The following is a 24,337-nucleotide window of genomic DNA, read 5'->3' on the forward strand; positions in this document are numbered from 1 at the left end:
TGTTCCTCGTCTGTTCGGCCCGGCTTGTGGCGGGCGCATGGGGCAAAACAAAAGGGCCGCGGATCCCGGTGTGGGTTCCGCGGCCCTGGAAGGTGCCGACCTGATCGTGCCGATCAGGCTGGATCTCTCCAGGGTTCGAGGCCGCGGTAGGCCCACGCTTCATGCTTCGTCGGGTACTGCTTCGGGGATCCGGCACCATTGGCCGCGTTGAAGGCAAAGGCATTCGCCACTGCTGTCGTCGCTGCTACCGCAGGTGCCTCGGTCGGTCGCGCGGTACGCTCACTGACCGTCAGGACAGCGAGGGACTCGGGGCGCGCGACCTCGGTACCGGACAGGCGGCCGAAGCCGGACAGACCGGTGCCAAGGAGCGAGGAGCCGAGGGCGCAGGTGGCGACGACCGAGAGATCGGTCATTTTGTTGGTCTCGATAATGCTGATCACTGGGCTCGCCTCCTCTCGGCGTCTCGGTGGACCGGGAAATCCCGTTCCAGGCTTGTTCAGTACAGCACGGATCCATCGGATCTCGGAAGGTCCGTTGTCTCCGTCTCCCGAAGGCTATGGGGATGCGCTCCGCACGCGCAAACTATTTTTCCGACGAGTTTTCCGCGGCGCCTTCAGAGCCTTCTTCCAGCACCCCCGCGAGGTCCTCGCCGGCGCAGAGAGCCAGTACATCGGTGCCGTACCGGTCGAGCTTGCGCCGCCCCACACCTGAGATGCACGCAAGCTCCGATTCGGTTCCCGGAACCGCCTCGGCAATTGCCATCAGTGTCTTGTCCGTGAAGACGCAGTACGCCGGCTGGCGCGACCGGTCGGCCTGCGCGGCCCGCCAGTCACGCAGCCGCTCGTACAGCGCCTCGTCGAGCTCCGAGGGGCAGTCCTCGCAACGCATCAGCTTCATCTCGCCCGCGGCCGTCAGCGTCTTGTTGCAGACCCGGCAGCGGGCCGGGCCGCGGCTCCTGCGGCGGCCGGCGCCCGCCGCCCCGCCGCCGCGCTCCACGCCGCCCGTGACGGCACCCGGCGTACGGCGCCCCGCCGCCGCCCCGGAGCCCGGCCGCAGGCCGTTCAGGAACCGGCTGGCGCGCCGGGAGGCCCGGCCACCGGGAGAGCGCGCCAGCGACCACGACAGGCCCAGATGCAGACGGGCGCGGGTCACACCGACGTAGAGGAGCCGGCGCTCCTCCTCGATCTGTTCGTCGGTCCTGGCGTAGGTGATCGGCATCATCCCCTCGGTGAGGCCGACCAGGAACACGGCGTCCCACTCCAGGCCCTTGGCGGCGTGCAGCGAAGCGAGCGTCACCCCCTCGACCGTCGGGGCGTGCTGGGCGTTGGCGCGCTCGTCCAGCTCGGCGACGAGGTCGGCGAGGGTGGCTTCGGGACGGGCCTTGGCGAAGTCCTCAGCGAGCCGCACCAGCGCCGCCAGGGACTCCCAGCGGTCGCGCACCGCACCGGAGCCGGCCGGCGGCACACCGGTCCAGCCCATGTCGCTGAGCACCGCCCGCACCTCGGACGGCAGATCGACGGCGTCGTCGAGCAGTGCGTCGTTGGCGCCGAAGCGGGCGGCTCCGCGCAGCTTCACGCCTGCCTCCCGGACCTCCGGCCGCTCGAAGAACCGCTCGGCGCCCCGCAGCTGGTAGGGCACGCCGACATCGGCCAGCGCCTGTTCGTAGACCTCGGACTGGGCGTTGATGCGGAAGAGCACGGCGATCTCGCTGGCGGGGACGCCGGACGCGATGAGATCACGGACGCGGCGGGCGGTGCCCTCGGCCTCGGCGGGCTCGTCGGCGTACTCGGCGAACGCCGGCTCAGGGCCGGCCTCGCGCTGCGAGACCAGCTCCAGGCGGTGCTCGGCGGCGCGGCCCTTCGCCTGGGAGAGCAGGCCGTTGGCGAGGTGCACCACCTGGGGGGTGGAGCGGTAGTCGCGGACGAGCTTGACTACGGTCGCGTGGGGATGGCGGGTGCGGAAGTTCAGCAGGTGCTCGGGGGTGGCGCCGGTGAAGCTGTAGATCGTCTGGCTGGCGTCGCCGACCACGCAGAGGCTGTCGCGGTCGCCCAGCCACAGGTCGAGCAGCCGCTGCTGGAGCGGGCTGACGTCCTGGTACTCGTCGACGACGAAGTGCTGGTACTGCGAGCGGACCTGCTCGGCGATGTCATGCCGGTCCTGGAGCACACCGACGGTGAGCAGCAGCACATCCTCGAAGTCGATGGCACCGCGGTCACGCTTGAGCTGTTCGTACGTGCCGTAGATCTGCCCGATCTCGGCCGCGTCGCGGGGGGCCTCGCGCCCGGCCTTGACGACCGCGGCCGGATAGTCGGCGGGCACGGTCTGGGTGACCTTGGACCATTCGATCTCGCCCGTGACATCGCGCAGCTCATTGCGGTCCAACCGGATGCGGCAGCGGGCCGCGGCCTCGGCGACGAGCTGGATCTTGCGCTCCAGCAGCCGCGGGACCTCACCGCCGACGGCCTTGGGCCAGAAGAACTGCAGCTGCCGCAGGGCCGCGGAGTGAAACGTCCGCGCCTGCACCCCGCCCGCGCCGAGCTGCCGCAGCCGCCCGCGCATCTCGCCCGCCGCGCGGGCGGTGAAGGTGACGGCGAGCACACTGGAGGGCTGCAGGATGCCGGCTCGCACGCCGTACGCGATCCGGTGGGTGATAGCGCGGGTCTTGCCCGTACCGGCGCCGGCCAGCACACACACCGGACCGTGCAGGGCCGTCGCGACCTCGCGCTGCTCGGGGTCGAGCCCGTCGAGCACCGCGTCGGCCGAGTCAGGGACCTGCGGGAAGAGAGAGGAGTCCGTTGCTGCTGTCACCCCGCCATGCTGCCAGGTCCCCCGAGACGCCCGGGAAACCTGTCCACAGACGCCGGCCTCCCCTCGTACCGGCCCCGGCCCCTGTGGATGAGCGACAACGCACACCGCAGCCTTCTGCTGTGCTGTGTCCAGCGGTCAGAACGCCCGGAACCGGGCCGGCGCTCGTGATCGCAGAGGTGGCGCCGGCACGTTCTGAGCGGCCGGCGCTCGGTGGCGGAGGCTCGCGCCGTGAGCAGCCGGCGCTTGGTGGCGGGGGTGGGGCGGGGTGGGGCGGGGGCGGGCCCCCCCGGGGAGGGGCCAGGAAAGCTCGGGAATGGTCGCGCCCCCCCGAGCGTTCTTTACCCTTGGCGCCACGCCGGAGCGCCACGCCGGGGACGGCGTCGGACGGCATCGAACCGAAGACTTACCGAAGGAGCGCGTGACGCATGGCGGGCACTGTGACGATGTACAGCACGACCTGGTGCGGTTACTGCCGTCGGCTGAAGGGCCAGATGGACCGCGAGGGCATCGCGTACACCGAGATCAACATCGAGACCGACCCGGAGTCCGCGGCGTTCGTGGAGAAGGCGAACGGCGGCAATCAGACGGTGCCGACCGTGCTCTTCGCCGATGGTTCGACGCTGACCAACCCGTCTCTGGCGCAGGTCAAGCAGAAGGTCGGCGGCTGACCGATCCGGGCTCTGTGCCCGTCCGATCCGGAGTGAGCGGTTTCACAGGGCCGCCGGCCGGTCCGTGCGACGGATCCGGCCGGCGGTTCTGTCCGCTCAGCGCCCTCTGAGCCCGGCCGCCGGACCGCTCACGGCTTGGGCAGCGGCTTGCCGTACCACAGCTCGATCAGGCGGGCCGCGATCGAGATGCCGTACGGGGGCAGTACCTCGCCCGATTCGAAGGCGGCGCGCAGGTCCTCGCGGGAGAACCACCGGGCCTCTTCGATCTCCTCGCCGTCCACCTGGATCTCGGACGAGGTGGCGCGTGCCATGAAGCCCAGCATCAGGCTGGACGGGAAGGGCCAGGGCTGGCTGGCGACGTACTCGACGTCGCCGACGACGACGCCCGCTTCCTCGAAGACCTCCCGCGCCACCGACTGCTCGATGGACTCCCCCGGCTCCACGAAGCCCGCGAGGGTGGAGAAGCGGCCCTCGGGCCAGTGGACCTGGCGGCCCAGGAGCGCGCGGTCGTCCTCGTCGGTGACCAGCATGATCACGGCCGGGTCGGTGCGCGGGTAGTGCTCGGCGCCGCAGGCGGGGCAGCGGCGGATGTGGCCCGCGGCCGCGATGACGGTGCGCTCGCCGCAGCGTGAGCAGAAGCGGTGCAGCCGCTGCCAGTTCTCCAGGGCCACGGCGTGGACGAGGAGCCCGGCGTCTCGCGGGGAGAGCAGCAGGCCCGCCTCGCGGAGGCCGGCGGGCCGGGCGGACTGGTCCATGCGGCCGGGCAGTGCGTCCTTCTGGAGGGCGAAGTAGCTGACGCCGTCCCCGTCGGTGCCGAGGTAGTAGCGGTGCGCCTCGGTCATCGGCGCCTCGAAGGACGGCGTCATGATCAGCTCGGTGCGGCCGTCGGGGGTGTCGTCGATCAGCGCCTGGCCGCCGGACACCACGAAGACGCGCGTGGTCGGGTGGCTCCAGGCCGCCGCGAGCCAGGCCTCGTCGAGGCGGTGGTGGGCGGAGCGGTCGATTCCGCTCGGTGCGCTGAAGGTGAGCGGCCGGTCGGCGCTGTGGTCGGTCCAGGTGGTCACTGGTGTTTCCAACTCCCCCTATGGCGTGGGTGATTGCTGCGTACGGGCGCGGAGCGGTACGACGATGGGGGCACCTCCCGTGCCGTTGAGGCTACGGGGGAGAGCCCGGGTCAAGCGGTGCGCCAGGTCTCCGCCAGGTCGCCCCACAGGTGGGCGGCGGTCTCGACGCCCTTCATCAGCAGGTCGAGCTCGACCTTTTCGTTCGGTGCGTGCCAGCCGTCGGAGGGGACGGAGATGCCGAGGAACAGGACCGGGACGTCGAGGACGTCCTGGAGGTCGGCGGCGGGGCCGGAGCCGCCCTCGCGGGTGAAGCGGATCTTCTCGTCGAAGGCCCGTCCCATGGCGCGGACGACGGACTGGAGCGCGGGGTGGTCGAGCGGGGTCAGGCAGGGGCGGGTGGCGCCCCAGAAGGTGATGTCGTGGCGGATGCCGGCGGGGAGGCGCGCGGCGATCCAGTCGCGTACGGACTGCTGGACGGCGTCCGCGTCCTGGCCGGCGACGAGGCGGAAGGACAGCTTGAGCTGGGCGGTGGACGGGACGATGGTCTTGCCGCCGGGGCCCTGATAGCCGCCGCTGATGCCGTTGACCTCGGCGGTGGGGCGGGCCCAGATGCGCTCCAGGGTGGTGCTGCCGGCCTCGCCGAGGGTGGCGTGGGAGTGGGCCGTGCGCAGCCATGCGGACTCGTCGAAGGGCAGTTCGGCGAAGAGTTCGCGCTCGCGGTCGGTGAGGTCGACGACGCCGTCATAGAAGCCGGGGACGGTGACGCGGCGGTCGGTGTCGTGCAGTGCGGCGGCGAGCCGGGCGGCTTCGGTGGCGGGGTTGGGGACCGCGCCGCCGAAGGAGCCGGAGTGGATGTCCTGGTCGGGGCCGTAGAGGTCGATCTGACAGTCGGTCAGGCCGCGCATGCCGGTGCAGACCGTCGGGGTGTCCTTGGACCACATGCCGGTGTCGGAGACGATCACCGTGTCGCAGGCGAGGCGGGCGGCGTGCTTCTCGATGAGGGCCGGGAAGTTCGGTGAGCCGGACTCCTCCTCGCCTTCGATGAGGAGCTTGAGGTTGACGGCGGGGGCGGTGCGGCCGGTCGCGGCGAGGTGCGCGCGGACGCCCAGGGTGTGGAAGAACACCTGGCCCTTGTCGTCGGCGGCGCCGCGGGCGTAGAGCTTGCCGTCGATGGTCTGCGGCTCGAAGGGATCGGTGTGCCAGCCGTCCTCGCGGGCGGCGGGCTGCACGTCGTGGTGGCCGTAGACGAGCACGGTCGGCGCGGACGGGTCCCCGGAGGGCCATTCGGCGAAGACCGCGGGCAGGCCGTCGGTTTCCCAGATCTCCGTGGTCGGGAAGCCCGTGCCGGCGAGCTTGGCGGCGAGCCACTCGGCGCTGCGGCGCACATCGGCGGCGCGCTCGGGGTCGGCCGAGACGGAGGGGATGTGCAGCCACTCGGCGAGGTCGTCGAGGAAGGTGTCGCGCTGGCTGGTGATGTACGCGCGGACGGCGCTGTCCGGGGTGGTGCTCATACGGCCGAGCCTATCGGCCTTCCGGGGGTGGCCGGTCGGCGGTCTCACCGAGCAGGATGCGCTCCAGCCCGGCCCGGCCCGGCAGCCGTCCGGGTCTGACGACCTCGCCGCTGCGGACGTACAGGAAGGCGGCGTCGACGGCGGCGGGCGGCAGGCCGTGGCGCTCGGCCCAGGCGAGGCGGTAGACGGCCAGTTGGAGGGGGTCGGCGGTGCCGGCGGGGCCGGTCTTCCAGTCGACGATCTCGAAGCGGTCGCCGTCGGGGCCGGGTTCCTTGTAGACGGCGTCGATGCGGCCGCGGATGACGCGTCCGGCGAGGGTCAGCTGGAAGGGGGCCTCGACGCGGTACGGGGTGCGGTGGGCGTACGGGGAGCGGGCGAAGGCTTCCTTGAGGGCGTCCAGGTCGCGTTCGTCGACGATCTCCGTCTCCTGGCCGGGCTCGGCGCCCGGCAGTTCGTCGGGGCCGAGCAGGGGCAGCGTGAGCTCTTCGAAGCGGGATTCGACCCAGGCGTGGAAGCGGGTGCCGCGGCGGGCGCCGGGCTGTGGGGGGCGTGGCATGGGGCGGGCCAGTTCGCGGGCGAAGCCGTCGGGGTCGGCGGCGAGGCGGAGCAGTTGGGTGGCGCTGAGGGAGGCGGGGAGCGGGACGTCGCGGACGGTTGCGCGGGAGCGGCGCAGTTCGTCGGCGAGGGCGTCCAGATCGCGGTCCCAGGATCCGACGGTGCGGCGCTCCTCGGGGAGGAGGGCGCGCGGGGTGGTATCGGCGGCGGCCGTGCGCGCGGTGGGGACGGGCACGGTGGGGTCGGGTTCGGCGGAGCGCTGGGCGATGATGCAGGGGCGGGGCGGGGCGGGCTCGGCGCCGGGGGTGTCGTACGGCGGGGCGTCGCCGAAGGGGTCGGCCTCGGGGACGTCGTACGGCGGGGCGCCCTCGAACGGATCGGCCTCGGGGATGTCCGCGTACGGCGGGGCGTCGTCGAACGGATCGGCCTCGGGCACGTCGAACGGGGCGTCCTCGGGCTCCCACTCGTCCTCCGCCGGTGGCGGCGGCCACTCCGGGTCGTGGGCGGACGGCGGCGCCGGGGCGGGGGCCGGCGCCGCCGCGGCCGCACGGGCCAGATGGGCGCGGACCGTTGCCGCGGCGGTGCGGCGGCGGGCCGTGGCGGTGGGGTCGAGGGGTAGTGGCCAGGCCTGTTCCGTGGCGGCCTCGGCGAGGGCGGGGTTCCCGGCGCCGTCCTCGGGTGGTTCGGCCCAGGCCTCGATTTCGCCGTGCCCCGCTTCGCAGTGCTCGCGCAGCGCCTCCAGGAAGGCGGACGGTCCGCGTGGCCGCTTCTGGTCGGGGCCCCACCAGTGGCCGGAGCCGAGGAGCAGGGAGCGCGGGCGGGTGAAGGTGACGTAGCCCAGGCGGAGTTCCTCGGTCTGCTGGTGGTGCTTCATCGCCTCCTTGAAGGTCTTCAGGCCGCGGCTCGCCCATTCCTCGACGTCGGGGAGGGTGGCGGCGTCGCCGCGGAGGGCGTGCGGCAGGACCTTGGGCTGGGTGATCCAGGACTCGCGGGCCTGTTCGCTGGGGAACTGCTTGCCGACGAGGCCGGGCACGGCGACGACGTCCCATTCCAGGCCCTTGGACTTGTGCGCGGTGAGCACCTTGACGGTGTTGTCGCCGCCGGGGAGCGAGCTGTCGAGGCCCTTTTCGTGCTGTACGGCGGTGCGCAGGAAGCCGAGGAAGGCGAGCAGTGTCGCCTCGCCGTCCAGGGCGGCGCCGCCCTGTTTGGCGGCGAAGCCGGCCGCGATGTCGAGGAAGGTGCCGAGGGTTTCCCGGCGGCGGGCGGCGAGGGCGTGCGGCGAGGCGGACAGTTCGACCTCCAGGCCGGTGGTGGCCAGCACCCGGTGGAGTACGTCCATCAGCGGGTCGCTCAGGGAGCGCCGCAGGTCGCGCAGTTCGGTGGCGAGATAGGCGAAGCGGACCCGTGCCTCGGGGGCGAACGGCAGGTCGTCGTCGGGGCCGTCGGTTTCCAGGAATGTGTCGAGGGCGTCGGCGAGGGAGACGGTCTCGGCGGGGTCGACGCCTTCCACGGCTTCCGCGAGCCGCCGTTCGGGGTCGTCGGTCGGGCCGCCGTGGTGGACGAGGGTGCGGGCGCGGCGGCCGAGGAGCGCCAGGTCGCGGGGGCCGATCCGCCAGCGCGGGCCGGTCAGCAGGCGGACGAGGGCGGCGTTGGCCGTCGGGTCCTGGAGGACTTCGCAGACGGCGACGAGGTCGGCGATTTCGGGCAGATGCAGCAGCCCGGAGAGGCCGACGACCTCCACCGGGATGTCGCGGGCGACCAGCTCGCCCTGGATACGGGCGAAGTCGCCGGCGGTCCGGCAGAGCACCGCGATCTCGCCGGGCGGGGTGCCTGTACGGACGAGGTGGGCGAGGGAGTCGGCGATCCAGGCCAGTTCTTCGGCGTGGGTGGGCAGCAGGGCGCAGCGCACCATGCCGTCGCGTTCGGCGCCGGGGGCGGGGCGGAGCGCTTCGACGCCGGCGTGCATCTGCCGCAGTGGCGCGGCGAGGCCGTTGGCGAGGTCGAGGAGGCGGCCGCCGCTGCGGCGGTTCTCGCTGAGGGCGAAGCGGCGGGCGGGGGTGCCGTCTTTGAAGGGGAAGTGGTCGGGGAAGTCGTCGAGGTTGGCGACGGAGGCGCCGCGCCAGCCGTAGATGGCCTGGCAGGGGTCGCCGACGGCGGTGACCGGATGCCCGGGGGCGGTCCCGGTGGCGGTCCCCGTGCCGGTGCCGAAGAGGCCGGAGAGCAGCAGCCGTTGGGCGACGGAGGTGTCCTGGTATTCGTCGAGGAGGACGACCCGGTATTCGTCGCGCAGGATCTGGCCGACTTCGGGGCGGGTGGTGGCGAGGGTCGCGGAGAGCGCGATCTGGTCGCCGAAGTCGAGCAGGTCGCGGCGCCGCTTTTCGCTGCGGTAGGCGCCGACGAGGTCGAGGAGTTCCTGGCGGCCGCGGGCGGTGTCGGGGACTTTGCGCAGGTCTGCGTTGGTGAGCCGGACGCCGTCGAGGGTGCTGAGCAGTTCGCTGTCGTAGGCGCGCAGCCGGGCCGGGTCCACCAGGTGCTCGGCCAGCTCGCCGTCGAGGGCGAGGAGGTCCTCCACGAGGGAGGGCAGGGATTTCGTGAGCGCCGGGTAGGGGCCGGGGGCGGCGCGCAGGACGCGGGCGGCGAGCTGGAAGCGGGTGGCGTCGGCGAGGAGCCGGGCGGTCGGTTCGAGCCCGATGCGCAGGCCGTGGTCCTTGAGGAGCTGGCCGGCGAAGGCGTGGTAGGTGGAGATCCGGGGTTCTCCGGGGGGCTGCTCCGCGCCGGGCCCTTCCTGGGGGAGAGCTTCGGGGTCGGTGACGCCGGCGGCGAGGAGCGCGGCGCGGACCCGCTCGGCGAGCTCGCCGGCGGCCTTGTTGGTGAACGTCAGCCCGAGGACCTGCTCGGGGGCGACCTGGCCGGTGCCGACGAGCCAGACCACGCGGGCGGCCATCACCGTCGTCTTGCCCGATCCGGCTCCGGCCACGATGACCTGCGGGGCGGGCGGGGCGGTGATGCACGCCGTCTGCTCCGGGGTGAACGGGATGCCGAGCAGTTGTTTCAGCTGCTCGGGGTCGGTGATGCGGGCTGACATGTCGGAAACCGTATCCGCACCCACTGACAATCGCGGTCGCCGCAGGTCAGGTAGCTGATCGCGGCAGGTGGCCGGCCGGCCACCGACCCGCTCGGCCCGCCGGGGCCCGGCTGCTCACTCCACGATGTGCCGCCCCTCCGGCTGTGCGCTGCACGAGGCACGGAAGGCGCAGTGGGTGCAGTGCGTCCCGGTGGTGGGTGTGAACCGCTCGTCCAGGACGCGTCCGGCCGCGGTGGCGAGGAGGTCGCCGACCCAGTCCCCGTCTGGCGTCGCCGGGGGCTCCGCCGGTTCCCGGGGCTGCGGTGTCACTTCCAGGGACTGCTGCGTCTGGACGGCGGGCAGCGCGTCGCCGCCCTCCTTCTGGGGCGCGCCCAGCCGCAGATGCACCAGTTCCGCGCCGCCCGCTTCCGGTGTGCTCCCGCCGAAGGCGTCGTCGACGGCGCCTTCGCGCACCGCGAGCTGGTAGACGGCGAGCTGGGGGTGGCGGGCGACCTCGGGTCCGGTCGGCTTCTGTTTGCCGGTCTTGAAGTCGACGACGTATGCGCGTCCCTGGGTGTCCCGGGCGACGCGGTCCATGCTGCCGCGGATGCGGACCTCGTAGGCGCCGGCTTCGAGGGTGACGTCGAAGCCGTGCTCGGTGGCGACGGTGTCCCGGCCGAGCGTCTCCCGTTCCCGCACATGCCAGCGCAGAAAGCGCTCCAGGGCGGCGCGCGCGTTGTCTTTTTCCTGGCGTGACTTCCAGGGGGCGTCGAAGGCCAGGGCGTCCCATACGGAGTCCAGCCGCTCCATCAGGACGGTCAGGTCGGCGGGCGTACGGCCCGAGGCGACCTCGTCGGCGAGCACATGCACCACGTTGCCGAAGCCCTGGGCCGCGGTGGACGGGGGGTCCGCTTTTACCTCGCGTCCCAGGAACCACTGGAGGGAGCAGGTGTTGGCGAGCTGGTCCAGGGCGCTCCCGGAGAGCACCACGGGCTGGTCGCGGTCGCGCAGCGGGACGGCGCTGTGGGTCGGTTCGTACAGCCCCCACCAGTTGTCCGGGTGGGCGGCCGGCGCCAGGGGATAGCCCTCGTCGTCGGTCAGCGCGGCCAGTTTCGCCAGCCGCTGGGCGGCGGCGTCGCGGAGCGCCGGGGTGGCATCCGGGTCGACGGTGGTGGCGCGCAGCTCGGCGACCAGCGCGGCGACGGAGAGGGGGCGGCGCGGGCGGCCGGTGACGTCCTGGGGTGTGACGCCGAGTTCGGTGAGGAAGCGGGACGGCTGGTCGCCGTCGTCGGCCGCGGCCTTCACGGCGGTGACGATGAGACGTTCACGGGCGCGGGTCGCGGCCACGTAGAACAGCCGGCGTTCCTCTGCGAGCAGCGCGCCCGGGGTGAGCGGCTCCGCCAGGCCGTCCCGGCCGATCCGGTCCGCCTCCAGGAGCGAGCCGCGCCGGCGCAGGTCCGGCCAGAGCCCTTCCTGGACCCCGGCGACGACCACGAGCCGCCATTCGAGGCCTTTGGAGCGGTGCGCGGTCATCAGGCGTACGGCGTCGGGGCGCACGGTGCGGCGGGTGAGGGTGTCCGCGGCGATGTCCTGTGCGTCCAGTTCCTCCAGGAAGTTGAGTGCGCCGCGGCCGCCGGTGCGCTCCTCGGCGCGGGCCGCGGTCTCGAAGAGGGCGACCACGGCGTCCAGGTCGCGGTCGGCGTTGCGACCCGCCGCGCCGCCGCGCCGGGCCGCCCGCTCCAGCCGCTGCGGCCAGGGGGTGCCGTCCCACAGTTCCCACAGGGCCTGCTCGGCGGTGCCGCCGCCAGCCAGCAGTTCGCGGGCCTTGCGCAGCAGCAGGCCGAGCCGCTGGGCGCCACGGGCGTACGCCGGGTCGTGCGCCACCAGGCGCTGCGGTTCGGCGAGTGCCTGGGCGATCAGCTCGTCGGAGGGCCGTGGCAGTGCCTGTCCGGCGGCCCGCTCCTCCTCGCGCAGCGCGCGCCCCAGCCGCCGCAGGTCCGCCGAGTCCATGCCGCCGAGCGGCGAGGTCAGCAGCTCTATGGCGGTCTCGGAGTCGATCCATGCGGGGGCGGCGGCATCGGTGTCGGAATCCGGTTGGCCTTCGGGCCGGGTGGCTTCGTCGGCGGGAGACGTATGCACCACCAGCGCAGCCCGTGCCGCCGCCCGCAGTGCGCCCAGGAGCGGCGCGACCGCCGGTTCGTGGCGCAGCGGCAGATCGTCGCCGTCGATGTCGAGCGGCACTCCGGCAGAGGTGAGCGCACGCCGTACGGCGGGGATCGAGCGCCCGCCGGCGCGGACGAGGACGGCCATCTCACGCCAGGGAACGCCGTCCTCCAGGTGGGCGCGCCGCAGGATGTCCGCGATGTTGTCCAGTTCGGCGCCCGGTGTCGGGTACGTATACGCCTCGACGCGGCCGCCGTCCCGTACGGGCGCCGGCTCGCGGTGCGCGCGGACCTTCTGCGCCGGGAGGCGGGTCAGCGGCATCCGGCGGGTCAGCAGCCGGGTGGCCGCCAGCAGGGCGGCGCCCGAACGGCGGGAGGTGCCCAGTACCGCCACCGGGGCCGGGGTGCCGTCGGCGCGCCGGAAGGTCTGCGGGAAGTCGAGGATGCCGTTGACGTCGGCGCCCCGGAAGGCGTAGATCGACTGGTCGGGGTCGCCGAACGCGACGAGGGTGCGGCCCGGGGAGCCCGGTGTGGCGGTCGCCCCGTGGTTGCCCGCGAGTGCCCGCAGCAGCCGCACCTGCGCGGCGTCCGTGTCCTGGTACTCGTCGACGTAGACCGCGTCGTACGCACCCGCCAGCCCGGCCGCGACGTCGGTGCGCTCGGCGAGCAGTACCGCGCGGTGCACCAGCTCGGCGTAGTCCAGCACGCCCTGGGCGTCCAGGACATCGAGATATTCCGCGAGGAAGGCGGCTGCGGCGTGCCAGTCGGGCCGTCCGGTGCGCCGGGCGAAGGCGCCGAGCGCGTCCGGGCCGAGGCCCAGTTCGCGGCTGCGGGCGAGCACCGCGCGGACCTCGTCGGCGAAGCCGCGGGTGGTCAGGCAGGCGCGCAGCTCGTCCGGCCAGCTGACCTGGGCGCGGCCGTCGCCCGCCAGCTCCGCCTGCCCTTCGAGGAGTTCCCGGACGACGAGGTCCTGCTCGGGGCCGGACAGCAGCCGCAGCGGGTCGGCGAAGAGTTCGGCGTCCTGGTGGGCGCGGACCAGGGCGTAGCAGAAGGAGTGGAAGGTGGTGGCCTGCGGGACGGCGCCGCCGCCCGAGCGGGCGCCGCCGCCCAGGCGGGCCGCGAGTCGGTCGCGGAGTTCGACGGCGGCCTTGCGGCTGAAGGTGAGGACGAGGATCCGCTCGGGGTCGCCGCCGGCGCGTACCCGGTGCGCCACCGACTCCACGAGCGTGGTGGTCTTTCCGGTGCCGGGGCCGGCCAGGACGAGCAGCGGCCCGTGCCGGTGGTCAACCACGGCGCGCTGGGCTGCGTCCAAGGCAGGAGGATCCACCGGTCCCGGCGGGGTGCGCACCAGCCGGTACGCGCCGGAGGCATCCCGCCGCGCCGACCGGTGCGGCCGTGTCGGCGGAACGGCCGAGAACGCCGGGAACGCCGGGAACGCCGGGAACGCCGGGAACGCCGAGAAAGGGGAACTCACGTGGATCGCCGGTCCTGGTGGAGGTGCTGGTCGTAGTGCGGTGCGTGGTGCGGTGGGTCGTGCGGTGGGTGCCGCGCCGCGCGCCTGAGGGCGGCGCGGCGGTACGGGCCGTGTCGTGCGGCGCACCGGGGGCGGGGCAGCGGTGACGGCAGTGCCCGACGGTACGCCAGGCGGCGCACGAGCCGCAGCGCGTCCCACGCGCGGACGCGACACACCGGCAGGCTTGCCGTCAGCCGGGTATGTGCGGACCGCCGTCGTCCTGCGGGCCCTCCCACCGCGCCCGCCGCATGTCAAGCCGCGGCACGTGGCCCTCGGCCGTCCGCGACGCGCCGCGCAGTGGCGTCCCCTCGTCCCGGTAGTGCGCCAGCGCGCGAAGTTCGCTGCCGGGCAGCAGCACGCCGTCCGCGCGCACCACCCGCCACCAGGGCACCGCGCCCCCGTAAAGCGCCATCACCCGGCCCACCTGGCGCGGCCCGCCCTCCCGTCGCCCACCAGCGCCCTTCGCCGGAAGCCCGTCGGGCTGCCCCTCGTCTCGCAGCCACTCCGCGACATCCCCGTAGGTCATCACCCGGCCGGCCGGGATCAGCTCGGCGACGCCGAGCACCCGCTCCGCGTATTCGGGCAGCTCACCGGCGTCCGCGCCGGGGGCGTCGGCACGCTCTCCGGTCCCGTCGTCATCGGCCCGGGAGGCCGCTCTGTCTCCGCTCCCACTCATTCGGTCCATCCTGCCCCACCCCACCGACAACGCTCCTCGGAACCCGGCCGGGCGACCCTCCCGAACACCCTCCGGGACCCGATCGGGGACCCGCTCCGGGACCCGCGGCGAAGCCTTGTGAAGTGCGGGCGGTGGCAGTCGTTCCGCTTCCCGCACCACCGAAATGCCCCCCTGATGCCCCCCGTCGAAGCGCGGCCGTGCCACCATCTTCCGGACGGTGACTGGTGATACGAGATCAAGAAGAGACGGCCGAGCAGCAGGGTGCGGCGCCTCCACGGGAGGCGGGCGCCCCTGACGCGCTGGCCGCCGACACCGCCGCAGCCGCCCCCGGACCCGCCGCACGGACCACGCGGCAGGCACGGCGGCAGGCGGCGAAACAGGGGAAGCACCAACGGAGGCCGGCCACGGCCTCCGCTACCGAAAAGGCGAGCACGATCGAGAAGGCCGAACGACCAGGGGCGTCCGAGAGGCCGGAAGGGCCCAAGAAGCCCACACCACGCGAGCGGCAGAAGGAGAAGCGGGACCAGTACGAGGCACAGGACCGGCACGAGGCACACGAGAAGGGCGAGGACCGGCCGTCCGAAGCGGACCGCGGCACGCCCCGTACGGGCTCGCACCGCTCCGACCTGACCGCGGACGAGTACGGCGAGTTCCACGTCGACCGGGTCTCCGGCGACGAGCCTCTGCTGCCTGCCCGTGTGCACCGCCCCGTCGACCTGCTGCGGCTGCTGCTGGGCGTCGTCGGGATCGCGCTGGTCCTCGCGCTGGCCACCTTCGCCCACGGCACGACCCAGGGCCTGGAGAACGACATCGGCACCGGCGCGAAGGCGGCGCCGCGGCTGCTGATCAACCTGGCGGGCCTGACCTCCAGCGTCGCGGTGCTGATCGTGCCGGTGGCGTTCGCCGTGGAGCGGCTGATCAAGCGGGACGGGCTGCGGATCGCGGACGGCGTGCTCGCCGCCGTACTCGCGCACGGTGTGTCGCTGGCGACCGACCTGTGGGTGGCCGAGGCCGCCGCGCCGTCCATCCGGGACGCTCTCACCCAGCCGCTGGAGAGCGGCGGCCTCACGCCGCCGGTGCACAGCTATCTCGCGCCCGTCATCGCCTATATGACGGCGGTGGGGATGTCCCGGCGGCCGCGCTGGCGGGTCGCGATGTGGTTCGTGGTGCTGCTGGACGTCGTCGCGGTGCTGGTCGGCCGGTACACCACGCCGTTCGCGATCGTCACGACGCTGCTGATCGGCTGGACCGTCGCCTACGGGACCCTCTACGCCGTCGGCTCCCCCAACGTCCGCCCCACCGGGCAGAACCTCCTGGCGGGGCTGCGCCGGGTCGGCTTCCGGCCGGTCAGCGCGATGCGCGCCGAGGACGTGATCAACCCGGACCACCCGGAGCACTCGGAGCTGTCGGAACGCGGCCGCCGCTACATCGTCACCCTGGAGGACGGCCCGCCGATCGACGTCACCGTCGTGGACCGCGAGCAGCAGGCCCAGGGATTCTTCTACCGCGTCTGGCGCCGCCTGTCGCTGCGCGGTATCAACCAGCGCCGGAGCCTGCAGTCGCTGCGCCAGGCGCTGGAGCAGGAGGCACTGCTGGCGTACGCGGCGATCGCGGCGGGCGCCAACGCCCCCAAGCTGATCGCCACCTCCGAGCTCGGCCCGGACGCGGTGATGCTGGTCTACGAGCACATCGGCGGCCGCTCCCTGGACTCGCTGGCCGACGAGGAGATCACCGACGCGCTGATGCACAGCGCCTGGCGGCAGGTCGAGGCGTTGCAGTCGCGGCGGATCGCGCACCGGCGGCTGGTGGGTGACGCCCTCCTGGTGGATCGTTCCGGCAACATCGTCCTGACCGAGCTGCGCGGCGGCGAGATCGCGGCCGGTGACCTCGTCCTGCGGATGGACATCGCCCAGCTGCTGACGACCTGCGGACTGCGGGTCGGCGCCGAGCGCGCGGTCGCCGCGGCCGTGGAGGTACTCGGCCCGGACGCGGTCGCCGACAGCCTCCCGCTGCTCCAGCCGATCGCGCTCAGCCGCACCACCCGGGCGACGCTGCGCCAGCTGGCCCGTGAGCGCTCCAAGCGGGAGCGGGAGGCGGTGCTGGCGGCCTCGGAGGCCGCGAAGGAGGCGCGGGAGGCACGGGCCGCGGAGGGACCCAAGGACCGCAAGACGCTGCGGGCCGAGCGGAACGCGGCGAAGACCGCCCAGAAGCGGGCCCTGGAGGAGGCGTCGGAGGAGGCCCGCGAGGAGGATCTGCTCGCCCAGATCCGCCGGCAGGTGCTGCTGATCCGCCCGACGGCGGTGATCGAACCGGCGAAGCTGGAACGGCTCAGTCCGCGCATCCTCATCAGCTGGATCGCCGGTGCGGTCGCGGTGTATCTGCTGCTCTCGCAGCTCGCCAACTTCAACCTCGGCGATGTGATCAGCGAGGCCCAGTGGGGGTGGGTGCTGATCGCGATGTTCTTCTCGGCGCTGACGTACATCGCGGCGGCCATGAGCCTGCTGGGGTTCGTCACCGAGAAGGTGTCGTTCGTACGGACGGTGATCGCGCAGATCGCGGGCAACTTCGTGAAGCTGGTGGCGCCCGCGGCGATCGGCGGTGTGGCGCTCAACACCCGGTTCCTGCAGCGCGCGGGGGTCCGGCCGGGCCTCGCGGTGGCGAGCGTCGGCGCGTCCCAGCTGTTCGGTCTGGGCAGTCACATCCTGCTGCTGCTGATCTTCGGCTATCTGACCGGCACGCATGACACCCCGCAGATCTCGCCGTCCCGTACGGTCATCGCCGGTCTGCTGACGGTGGCGGTGCTGGTGCTGATCGCCACCGCGGTCCCGGCGCTGCGGAAGTTCGTCTCGACGCGGGTGCGGTCGCTGTTCGCGGGGGTGGTCCCGCGGATGCTGGACATCCTCCAGCGGCCGCGGAAGCTGATCACCGGCATCGGCGGCATGCTGCTGCTGACGGCGGCGAACGTGATGTGTCTGGACGCGTCGATCCGGGCATTCGGCGGCGGCGACCAGATCAGTTACGCGGCGATCGCGGTCGCCTTCCTCGCGGGCAACGCGCTGGGATCGGCCGCGCCGACGCCCGGCGGTGTGGGCGCCGTCGAGACCGCGCTGTTGGGTGCGCTGTCGGTCGCCGGGCTCGCCGGTGATGTGGCGTTCCCCGCGGTACTGCTGTTCCGGCTGATGGTCTTCTGGCTGCCGGTGCTGCCGGGGTGGCTGGCCTTCACGTATCTGACCCGCAAGGGCGAGATCTGAGGCGGTCGGCCGAGCGCGCCGCCCACACGAAGGCGCCGGTCCGCAGGACATGCGGACCGGCGCCTTTCACGTGGAACGCGGGCTCAGTAAATCGGCTTCTCCGGCTCGACCGTGTTGACCCAGCCGATGACGCCGCCACCGACGTGCACCGCGTCGGCGAAGCCGGCGGACTTCAGGACCGCGAGGACCTCGGCGGAGCGGACGCCCGTCTTGCAGTGCAGAACGATCTTCTTGTCCTGCGGCAGGTCCTGGAGGGCGGTGCCCATCAGGAACTCGTTCTTCGGGACCAGTCGGGCGCCGGGGATCGAGACGATCTCGTACTCGTTCGGCTCGCGGACATCGATGATCTCGATCTTCTCGTCCGCGTCGATCCACTCCTTGAGCTGCTTGGGAGTGATCGTCGAGCCGGCCGCCGCCTCCTGGGCCTCCTCGGACACGACGCCGCAGAAGGCCTCGTAGTCGATGAGCTCGGTGACGGTCGGGTTGTCGCTGCAGACCGCGCAGCCGGGGTCCTTGCGGACCTTGACCTGGCGGTAGGTCATCTCCAGCGCGTCGTAGATCATCAGGCGGCCGACGAGCGGGTCGCCGGTACCGGTGAGGACCTTGATCGCCTCGGTGACCTGGATGGAGCCGATGGACGCGCAGAGCACGCCCAGGACGCCGCCCTCGGCGCAGGAGGGGACCATGCCGGGCGGCGGGGGCTCCGGGTACAGGCAGCGGTAGCAGGGGCCGTGCTCGCTCCAGAACACCGACGCCTGGCCGTCGAAGCGGTAGATCGAACCCCACACGTACGGCTTGTTCAGCAGCACGCAGGCGTCGTTCACCAGGTAGCGGGTGGCGAAGTTGTCCGTGCCGTCCACGATCAGGTCGTACTGCGCGAAGATCTCCATGACGTTCGTGGAGTCCAGGCGCTCTTCGTGGAGATTGACCGTGACGTACGGGTTGATGCCCAGCACCGAGTCCTTGGCGGACGCGGCCTTGGAGCGGCCGATGTCCGCCTGGCTGTGGATGATCTGGCGCTGGAGGTTCGACTCGTCGACCTCGTCGAACTCCACGATGCCCAGGGTGCCGACGCCGGCCGCGGCCAGGTACATCAGCGCGGGCGAGCCCAGACCGCCGGCGCCGACACACAGCACCTTGGCGTTCTTCAGCCGCTTCTGCCCGTCCATCCCGACGTCGGGGATGATCAGGTGGCGGGAGTACCTGCGGACCTCGTCGACGGTGAGCTCGGAAGCGGGCTCGACCAGGGGTGGCAGCGACACGAAGACCTCAACAAGGGTGTTGATCGGTAATTCACTACGGACGTTCTCCGTAACACTGCCACGCCCTCCTTCATTCCGAGACACCTGGTCCGATGCGCGAGACGAATTCGTCCCAGTAACCGGGCAGCGACTGCCAGGCGTCACCGGCGGTACCTGCCGCCGCGGCGGCACGGTGGTCCGTGAAGTACACCGTGCCCGCCCCTTGCCAGCGGGCGATCCGCAGCGCTTCGTCCAGATGTGTCCTGGGCACACCGTGGACGAGGTGGCAGAACCGTTCGGGCGGGTGGTCGGCGGTCCACTCGGCCACCTGCGACCAGCGGTAGTCGGCCCACGGCCCGGCGAAGGTCACCAGCTGGTCGGCGCACTCCGCGTAGCCGGGGCAGGGGTGGGTGCCGTGCCCGAGGACGAGGTAGGCGTCATCGAGGAGGGTCCGGAGGGTGGTGCTGATCCGCCGGGTTTCGGGCAGCTGCGTCCGGTCCGTGGGACAGCGGTCCATCCAGAAACCGTCGACCTTGTACCACTCCAGGTAGCGGTGCGCATCGGAGACCAGCTCGCCGAAGGGGCGCGCGCCGCGCCCCATGTCCAGGTGTCCCAGCAGGCGGACGCCGGTCTCACGCAGCCGGGCCGCGGAGCGCAGGCAGTGCGGGTCGGGGCGCGCCCCCGGCCCGTTGGACACGTTGAGCACCGCCCAGTGCACCGGCCCCGGGGCGGCGCCGTGGCCGGACCCGCCGGAGCGCAGCAGTTCCGCCCATTCGGTGGGCGCGAGCAGCGGATGGGCGAAGCCCGGTACGCCGATGTGGAGCGGTCCGGCCCCGGCGGGCGCGCGGGTGATGTCCGTGGGAGTGGTCAGATACGACATGCGGCCTCCATCCAGATATCGGCCAGCGACTCCTCCAGACCGATCCGCGGGCGCCAGCCGAGCCGGTCGCGCGCCGTGCGGACGTCCGCCTGCTGCCAGGTGCCGCAGCCGTCCGGATACGGGTAGGTGGCGGGCGGCGAGCCCACGTTGTGCTCGGTGGACGGGGCCGGGATGACCAGCCGGGCGGGCGGCGAGTCCAGTTCGTGCAGCGAGCCGCCGAATCCGGCGACCCGGGCGAGCACGGACGCGGCCTCGCGCAGCCGTACCGCGCGGCCGGTCCCGATGTTGACGACGCCCTGCGCGGCGGAGAGCGAGGCGGCGTGCACCGCGCGCGCGATGTCGCGGACATCGACGAAGTCCCGTTGGACGCCGAGCCCGCCGAGCTTGAGTTCACTGTCGCCGGACTGCATCGCGCGACGCATCGCCTCGGCGAGCCGGCCGAGCGGCGAGCCGGCCGGGGTGCCGGGGCCGACCGGTGAGAAGACCCGCAGCACCACGGCGTCGAGCCCGGAGCCGAGGACCAGTTCGGTGGCGGCGAGCTTGCTCACGCCGTACGGCCCTCCGGGGCGCGGCACCGCGTCCTCGGCGGTGGAGGAGCCGGGCTGCGAGGGCCCGTACTCGGAGGCGCAGCCGAGCTGCACCAGCCGGGCGCCGCAGCCGCTGCGCCGCAGCGATTCGCAGATGGTGGCGACCGCGACGGTGTTGTGCCGGGTCAGATCGCGGGCGCCGCCCCGGGTGGCGCCCGCGCAGTTGACGACGACCCCGGGGTGGACGGCGTCGAGGAAGCGGGTGAGCGCGCCGGGGCTGCCGGTGGCCAGGTCGAAGCGGACGTCCGCGTCGTCGCCCCGCCCGAGGGCGGTGAGCTGGACGGCGGGGTCGGCGAGCAGGCGGTCGGCGACATAGCGGCCGAGGTACCCGTTGGCACCGATGAGCAGGACCCTCATCGTGCGACCCCCCGGTGCCCGTGGCGAGTGGTGGGGTGGACGTTCATGTGTCGTGCTCCTAAGACGGGTTGTGGGAAGGGGAAAACTTCAACGGGGGCCGGCGGGGACGGCGGGTTCGGCGTCCGCCCTGGCGGCGGGGCCACGTGGGGGGTGGTGCCCGCGTCGAAGGCCCCGAAGCGGCCGTGTCGGGGTGCCGCTTCGGGAGTGGTGCGTGGTGCGGGATCCCGCCGGGGGCGCAAGAGGGCGCGGGTGCGGGGTGGGGTGGCGCGGTGCGCGCCGGTGGTGGTCGGGAGGGTCACGGCCGGTCAGCCCTCTCCCACCCGCCGCCCGGCTCCGCCGGTACGGAGGGGGCGGGCGAGTGCGCGCAGGCGCCGGTCAGCGCCCGCAGGCCGTGGACCAGCAGGCCGAGTGCGGCGGCCGTGCAGGCGACGGCGGGTACGGCGGCCGGTCCGACGGCGGTGGTCAGCGCCTCCACCGGGCGGCCGACCGGGGCCAGGCCGGGGAGCCGGGCGATCAGCACCGCGGCCAGGGCGAGGGCTTCCAGGGCGGCGGCCGAGGCCATGCCCGCCGCGGCCGCTCCGGGGAAGCCGTGGATGGCGAGCAGCCGGGCGAGGAAGAGCAGCATCCCCAGGGCGGCCGCCGCGGTCGCGGCCAGTAGGCCGCCACCCCCGAAGACCAGGCCCGCGCCGGCCAGCAGCGCCACCAGCGCGCCGAGGAAGAGCAGGGTGACACCGGCCAGCAACGGCCTTGTCCGGGCGGCGAGTTCCGTGAGGCCGCGGCTGGCGGCGAGGGAGCGCCGGCCGCGGACCGCGAACCGGTGGGCGCACCAGGCCGCCGGGGCGATGCCGAAGGCCAGCGCCACGGCGGTGGCGAGGGCGGCCCGGGGGTGCACATACGGCAGATCGGGACCGCCGGCCAGCAGCTGCGCCAGCAGCCAGTCGCCGTAGACCGCGTACCCCGCCGTCCAGCAGATCCACAGGCTCGCGGCACGGGATCCGGCGCCGGGGCGTACCCGCAGCGGCCCGGACCGTACGCTCAGCCGCACCGCTAGGACGACCAGCACGATGCCGGTGACGGCAACTACGGGACGCACGAAGGGAGTTGGCGCATCCGCCGAGGCGACGGCGGCGACCGCCGCGGCACAGACCGCGCCGGGCAGCAGATGCAGCGCCCCGCGCACGCCCCGGGAGCGCCCGCCCGGCTCGGGGCCCGGTGCCGGGGTGCCGTCGGACTCGGCGCGCGGCACCCGGGCGTACAGTTCCTCGGCCAGCGAGAAGACATCGCGGTGCCGGAACCGGGCGGCCGTGCGGTCGGTGACGCCGTGTGCCTCCAGCCCGGCGGCGATCTCCAGCGCGTCGACGGCGCGTTCGCAGAGCTTGCGGTGCCGGTACATCAGGGCTCTTACGGGGTCGGCGGGGCCACGGCGCGCGGGGCGCGGGGCTGCACCCTTGGCGTCCCCGGCGTCCGTGGGGCTCTTACGGGCGGACGGGGTGGGGAGCGCGGCGGGCTCCCGGCGGGGGCTCCCGGCGGGCGGGCCGTCGGGCGCCGCGCGCTCCGCCTCTGACGCGGTCATGCCCCGGCTCCTCTCCCTGGGGCCTGTCCTGGGCTGCCGTCATGCGCCATCTGCGCCGCGCCGGTCGGCATCGCTGCGCCCAGGCCCGCCACCATCGCCACGTTCATCACACCTGCCGCCACCGTCACGTCAGTCGCCATCGTCATGTCCATAGCCACCGTCATGTCCGTCGCCACCGCCATCTCCAGCACGCTCACCACGCCCACCTCATCGCCGTCCCGTGCCTCATGTCCGTCCGGCTCACGTCCGTCCCGCGCATCACATCCGTCCCGGCGTCACGTAGTCGCGCCTCCCCCGAGCCCCCCGAGTCTCCCGAACCCGCCGGCACCGACCGGCACCCCGGACATCCGACAGGGCTTCTCCGCAGGTCTGTTGGCCAGCACCTCGGCGGTGCCGCCCATGTCCTCGGGGGCGTCCTCCGCGCCGTATGCCGCCAGCGGCTCCGCCCGTCCGCCGGCCCGGACCGCCGCCGCGCGCGCCACCGCCGCACGCTCGACCTCCGGCGTCGCCCAGCTCGGTGTACGGCCGGCCGGGGCGGCGGCGCGGGTGGCGGCGGCAGGCGCGACCCAACGCCCCGGGACATGGGATTCGGCGGGGCGGGCGAACGGCTGCGGCACACCCTGCGCGTCCACCGCGCGGTATGTGGCCGGACGGGCCGGAGCGCGTGAGATCAGCTCCAGGTAGATGCCACGAAATGCCGTGATGTTCTGCTCGGCGGTGAACAGTTCGAGCGCCCGCGCACGGGCCGCCGCACCCAGCCGTGCCCTGCGGTCCGGGTCGCCGAGCAGTGCGTTGACGGCGTCGGCGAGTGCGCGGGGGTTGCGCGGCGGGACCACCAGCCCCGTACCGCCGATGACTTCGCAGACCGCGCCGGCATCGGTCGACACCGTGGCGCGGCCGCAGAACATCGCCTCCACCAGGGAGCGCGGAAAGCCCTCGACGACGCTGGAGAGGACCACCACCGAGGCGGAGGCGTACGCGTCCTCCAGGGACGGCGCGTCCGGGCCGCCGATCTCCTCGAAGCTGACCGGGTTCTCGCCGATGGTGCGGGCGTCGGCCGCCTCGTCGGGGAAGAGCTGGGCGGCCAGCGACCGGCAGTGCGCGAAGTACCCGGGCGCATCCGGGGCGCGGCCGACCCCGCCGATGATCCGCAGCGTGGCCTCCGGCTCGGCCTTGCGGATCTCCGCGAAGGCGTGCAGCAGCGCGACGAGGTCCTTGGCGGGCTCGACGGCGCCGATCCACACCAGCGTCTTGGAGTCGTCCGCCTCGGCGTCGGCGACCGAGGCGAAGCGGTCGGCGTCCATGCCCGGATAGACCGTGCGCAGCCGGGCCGCGTCGGCGCCGCAGCGCTGCTGCCAGCGCCGGGCGTGGGTGTTGCCGGGGGTGATCAGCGCCGCCTGTGCGTAGGTCTCGGCGACCAGCGCTCCCTGGAAGGCCGCGAGCAGCGCGCGCACGGCCCCGCTGAGAGGAGCCGCGGCGCGCGCGAGGTAGTGCTCGCGCAGCCGTACGCCGTACTCGGTGACCAGCAGCGGAGCCCCGAAGAAGCGTTTGGCCAGCAGGCCGGGGAGAGCCGCCGCGCCGCCGGAGGTGGCATGGCAGAGGTCCACGCCGCCGAGCCCGGGGTCGTAGCCGTCGCCGTACCAGTCCAGGGACAGCGGGCGCAGCGCGAGTTCGAGGTGTTCGGCGACGGCCAAGACGTCCTGGAGCTGTGCGCCGTGGGCGGCGCGCAGTGCGCGGCGGCCCCGGCAGGCGCCTTCCAGGATGCGTACGGCGTCCTCGGAGCGGAACAGCGCGGGCAGTCCGCCGTGCTCGCGGGCCAGCTCGGCGAGCCCGTAAAGTCCGGCGGCGAAACGGTCCGCCTGCCCGGCGGCGGGATCGTCGGGGCCGCCGGCCGCACCGGCCGACGCGTTCTCGGCGGGCTGGGTGCCGAACGCCGCCGCGAGGTCCCCGAAGTGCTCGGCGAAGCGGCGGCGTTCGCGGCGCCCGGCGGCGCGGCCCTTGCGGTCCTCGACGTGCCGGCGGTGTTCCTCGGGGAACTCGCCCCACAGCGGTGCGGTGCGCACCAGCCGTACGTGTTCCGGCAGCCGGTCCCAGCCCCGTGCCTCCTGGCGGGCGCCGGTGCTCAGGGCGTAGATCTCGAAGTCATGGCCGGCGAGCCCGTGCACGAGCCGGTCGCACCACCCCCGCGACTCACCCGACGCATACGGATAACCACCCTCGGTCAGCAGCCCCACGCGCACGAGTGCACCCCCGCCCTTCCCTGTCGGCGTCCCTGGCGCGACGGTCTCCCCGTCACCTGCAGGAAGAAGCTACGCAAAGGGCCCGGTGGCGGGGGGGCGGGGGGTTTAAGTCCCGCAACGACCGCAACGCAGGTCCGGTCTTTAAAGCAAGCCCAACCGGGTGATGAGAAGACACAGAAGAACGCGG

Annotated in this window: 15 protein-coding genes; 2 read left to right on the plus strand and 13 right to left on the minus strand. The window is 73.4% G+C overall.

Going from position 1 to position 24,337, the window contains the following annotated elements; genetic code table 11:
• Positions 1-113 precede the first annotated feature (113 nt).
• Positions 114-440, minus strand: a complete 327-nt coding sequence (locus AB0I10_RS29485; RefSeq protein ID WP_363155702.1) for a hypothetical protein — start codon at positions 438-440, stop codon at positions 114-116.
• A gap of 142 nt (positions 441-582) precedes the next feature.
• Positions 583-2,808, minus strand: coding sequence for an ATP-dependent DNA helicase UvrD2 (locus AB0I10_RS29490; RefSeq protein WP_363155703.1), 2,226 nt, complete (start codon positions 2,806-2,808; stop codon positions 583-585).
• 425 nt (positions 2,809-3,233) lie between these two features.
• Here AB0I10_RS29490 and AB0I10_RS29495 point away from each other — a divergent pair, with 425 nt between their 5' ends.
• Entirely contained in the window at positions 3,234-3,476 is a 243-nt protein-coding gene (locus AB0I10_RS29495) for a mycoredoxin (protein WP_363155704.1), read from the plus strand.
• A 128-nt stretch (positions 3,477-3,604) separates the two neighbouring features.
• On the opposite strand, the gene nudC is transcribed toward AB0I10_RS29495, so the two are convergent.
• The 5 genes from nudC to AB0I10_RS29520 form a co-directional block, all read right to left on the minus strand.
• The gene (gene nudC / locus AB0I10_RS29500) at positions 3,605-4,540 is read right to left on the minus strand and encodes an NAD(+) diphosphatase (RefSeq protein WP_363155705.1); all 936 of its coding nucleotides are present in this window, start codon (positions 4,538-4,540) and stop codon (positions 3,605-3,607) included.
• 110 nt (positions 4,541-4,650) lie between these two features.
• Complete coding sequence (locus tag AB0I10_RS29505; protein WP_363155706.1) at positions 4,651-6,051, minus strand: dipeptidase; 1,401 nt, start codon at positions 6,049-6,051, stop codon at positions 4,651-4,653.
• Positions 6,052-6,061: 10 nt separating this feature from the next.
• A complete protein-coding gene (locus tag AB0I10_RS29510) occupies positions 6,062-9,691 on the minus strand; it encodes a UvrD-helicase domain-containing protein (protein WP_363155707.1) in 3,630 nt (1,209 codons plus the stop codon).
• A 114-nt stretch (positions 9,692-9,805) separates the two neighbouring features.
• The gene (locus AB0I10_RS29515) at positions 9,806-13,183 is read right to left on the minus strand and encodes an ATP-dependent DNA helicase (RefSeq protein WP_363155716.1); all 3,378 of its coding nucleotides are present in this window, start codon (positions 13,181-13,183) and stop codon (positions 9,806-9,808) included.
• Between the two features lie 352 nt (positions 13,184-13,535).
• Positions 13,536-14,021, minus strand: coding sequence for an MGMT family protein (locus tag AB0I10_RS29520; RefSeq protein ID WP_363155708.1), 486 nt, complete (start codon positions 14,019-14,021; stop codon positions 13,536-13,538).
• Positions 14,022-14,647: 626 nt separating this feature from the next.
• Between AB0I10_RS29520 and AB0I10_RS29525 the strand changes: the two genes are divergently transcribed.
• The gene (locus tag AB0I10_RS29525; protein WP_363155717.1) at positions 14,648-17,272 is read left to right on the plus strand and encodes a lysylphosphatidylglycerol synthase transmembrane domain-containing protein; all 2,625 of its coding nucleotides are present in this window, start codon (positions 14,648-14,650) and stop codon (positions 17,270-17,272) included.
• A gap of 83 nt (positions 17,273-17,355) precedes the next feature.
• Here the strand turns inward: AB0I10_RS29525 and moeZ are convergent, their stop codons facing one another.
• From moeZ to AB0I10_RS29555, 6 genes are all read right to left on the minus strand, one after another.
• Positions 17,356-18,534 (minus strand): adenylyltransferase/sulfurtransferase MoeZ, encoded by a 1,179-nt coding sequence (moeZ, locus tag AB0I10_RS29530; RefSeq protein WP_363155709.1) that lies wholly within the window; start codon positions 18,532-18,534, stop codon positions 17,356-17,358.
• 70 nt (positions 18,535-18,604) lie between these two features.
• On the minus strand, positions 18,605-19,393 hold the full coding sequence (locus AB0I10_RS29535; RefSeq protein ID WP_363155710.1) for a spherulation-specific family 4 protein: 789 nt from the start codon (positions 19,391-19,393) through the stop codon (positions 18,605-18,607).
• Positions 19,381-20,337 (minus strand): NAD-dependent epimerase/dehydratase family protein, encoded by a 957-nt coding sequence (locus tag AB0I10_RS29540; protein ID WP_363155711.1) that lies wholly within the window; start codon positions 20,335-20,337, stop codon positions 19,381-19,383. Before AB0I10_RS29540 ends, AB0I10_RS29535 begins: the two co-directional genes overlap by 13 nt.
• Positions 20,338-20,632: 295 nt before the next feature.
• Positions 20,633-21,910, minus strand: coding sequence for a hypothetical protein (locus AB0I10_RS29545; protein ID WP_363155712.1), 1,278 nt, complete (start codon positions 21,908-21,910; stop codon positions 20,633-20,635).
• Positions 21,907-22,107, minus strand: coding sequence for a hypothetical protein (locus AB0I10_RS29550; RefSeq protein ID WP_363155713.1), 201 nt, complete (start codon positions 22,105-22,107; stop codon positions 21,907-21,909). Before AB0I10_RS29550 ends, AB0I10_RS29545 begins: the two co-directional genes overlap by 4 nt.
• 78 nt (positions 22,108-22,185) lie before the next feature.
• Positions 22,186-24,150, minus strand: coding sequence for a DUF3492 domain-containing protein (locus tag AB0I10_RS29555; protein WP_363155714.1), 1,965 nt, complete (start codon positions 24,148-24,150; stop codon positions 22,186-22,188).
• Positions 24,151-24,337 lie beyond the last annotated feature (187 nt).

The organism is Streptomyces sp. NPDC050636, from assembly GCF_040654775.1.
In the GTDB taxonomy this organism is placed as follows: Bacteria; Actinomycetota; Actinomycetes; order Streptomycetales; family Streptomycetaceae; genus Streptomyces.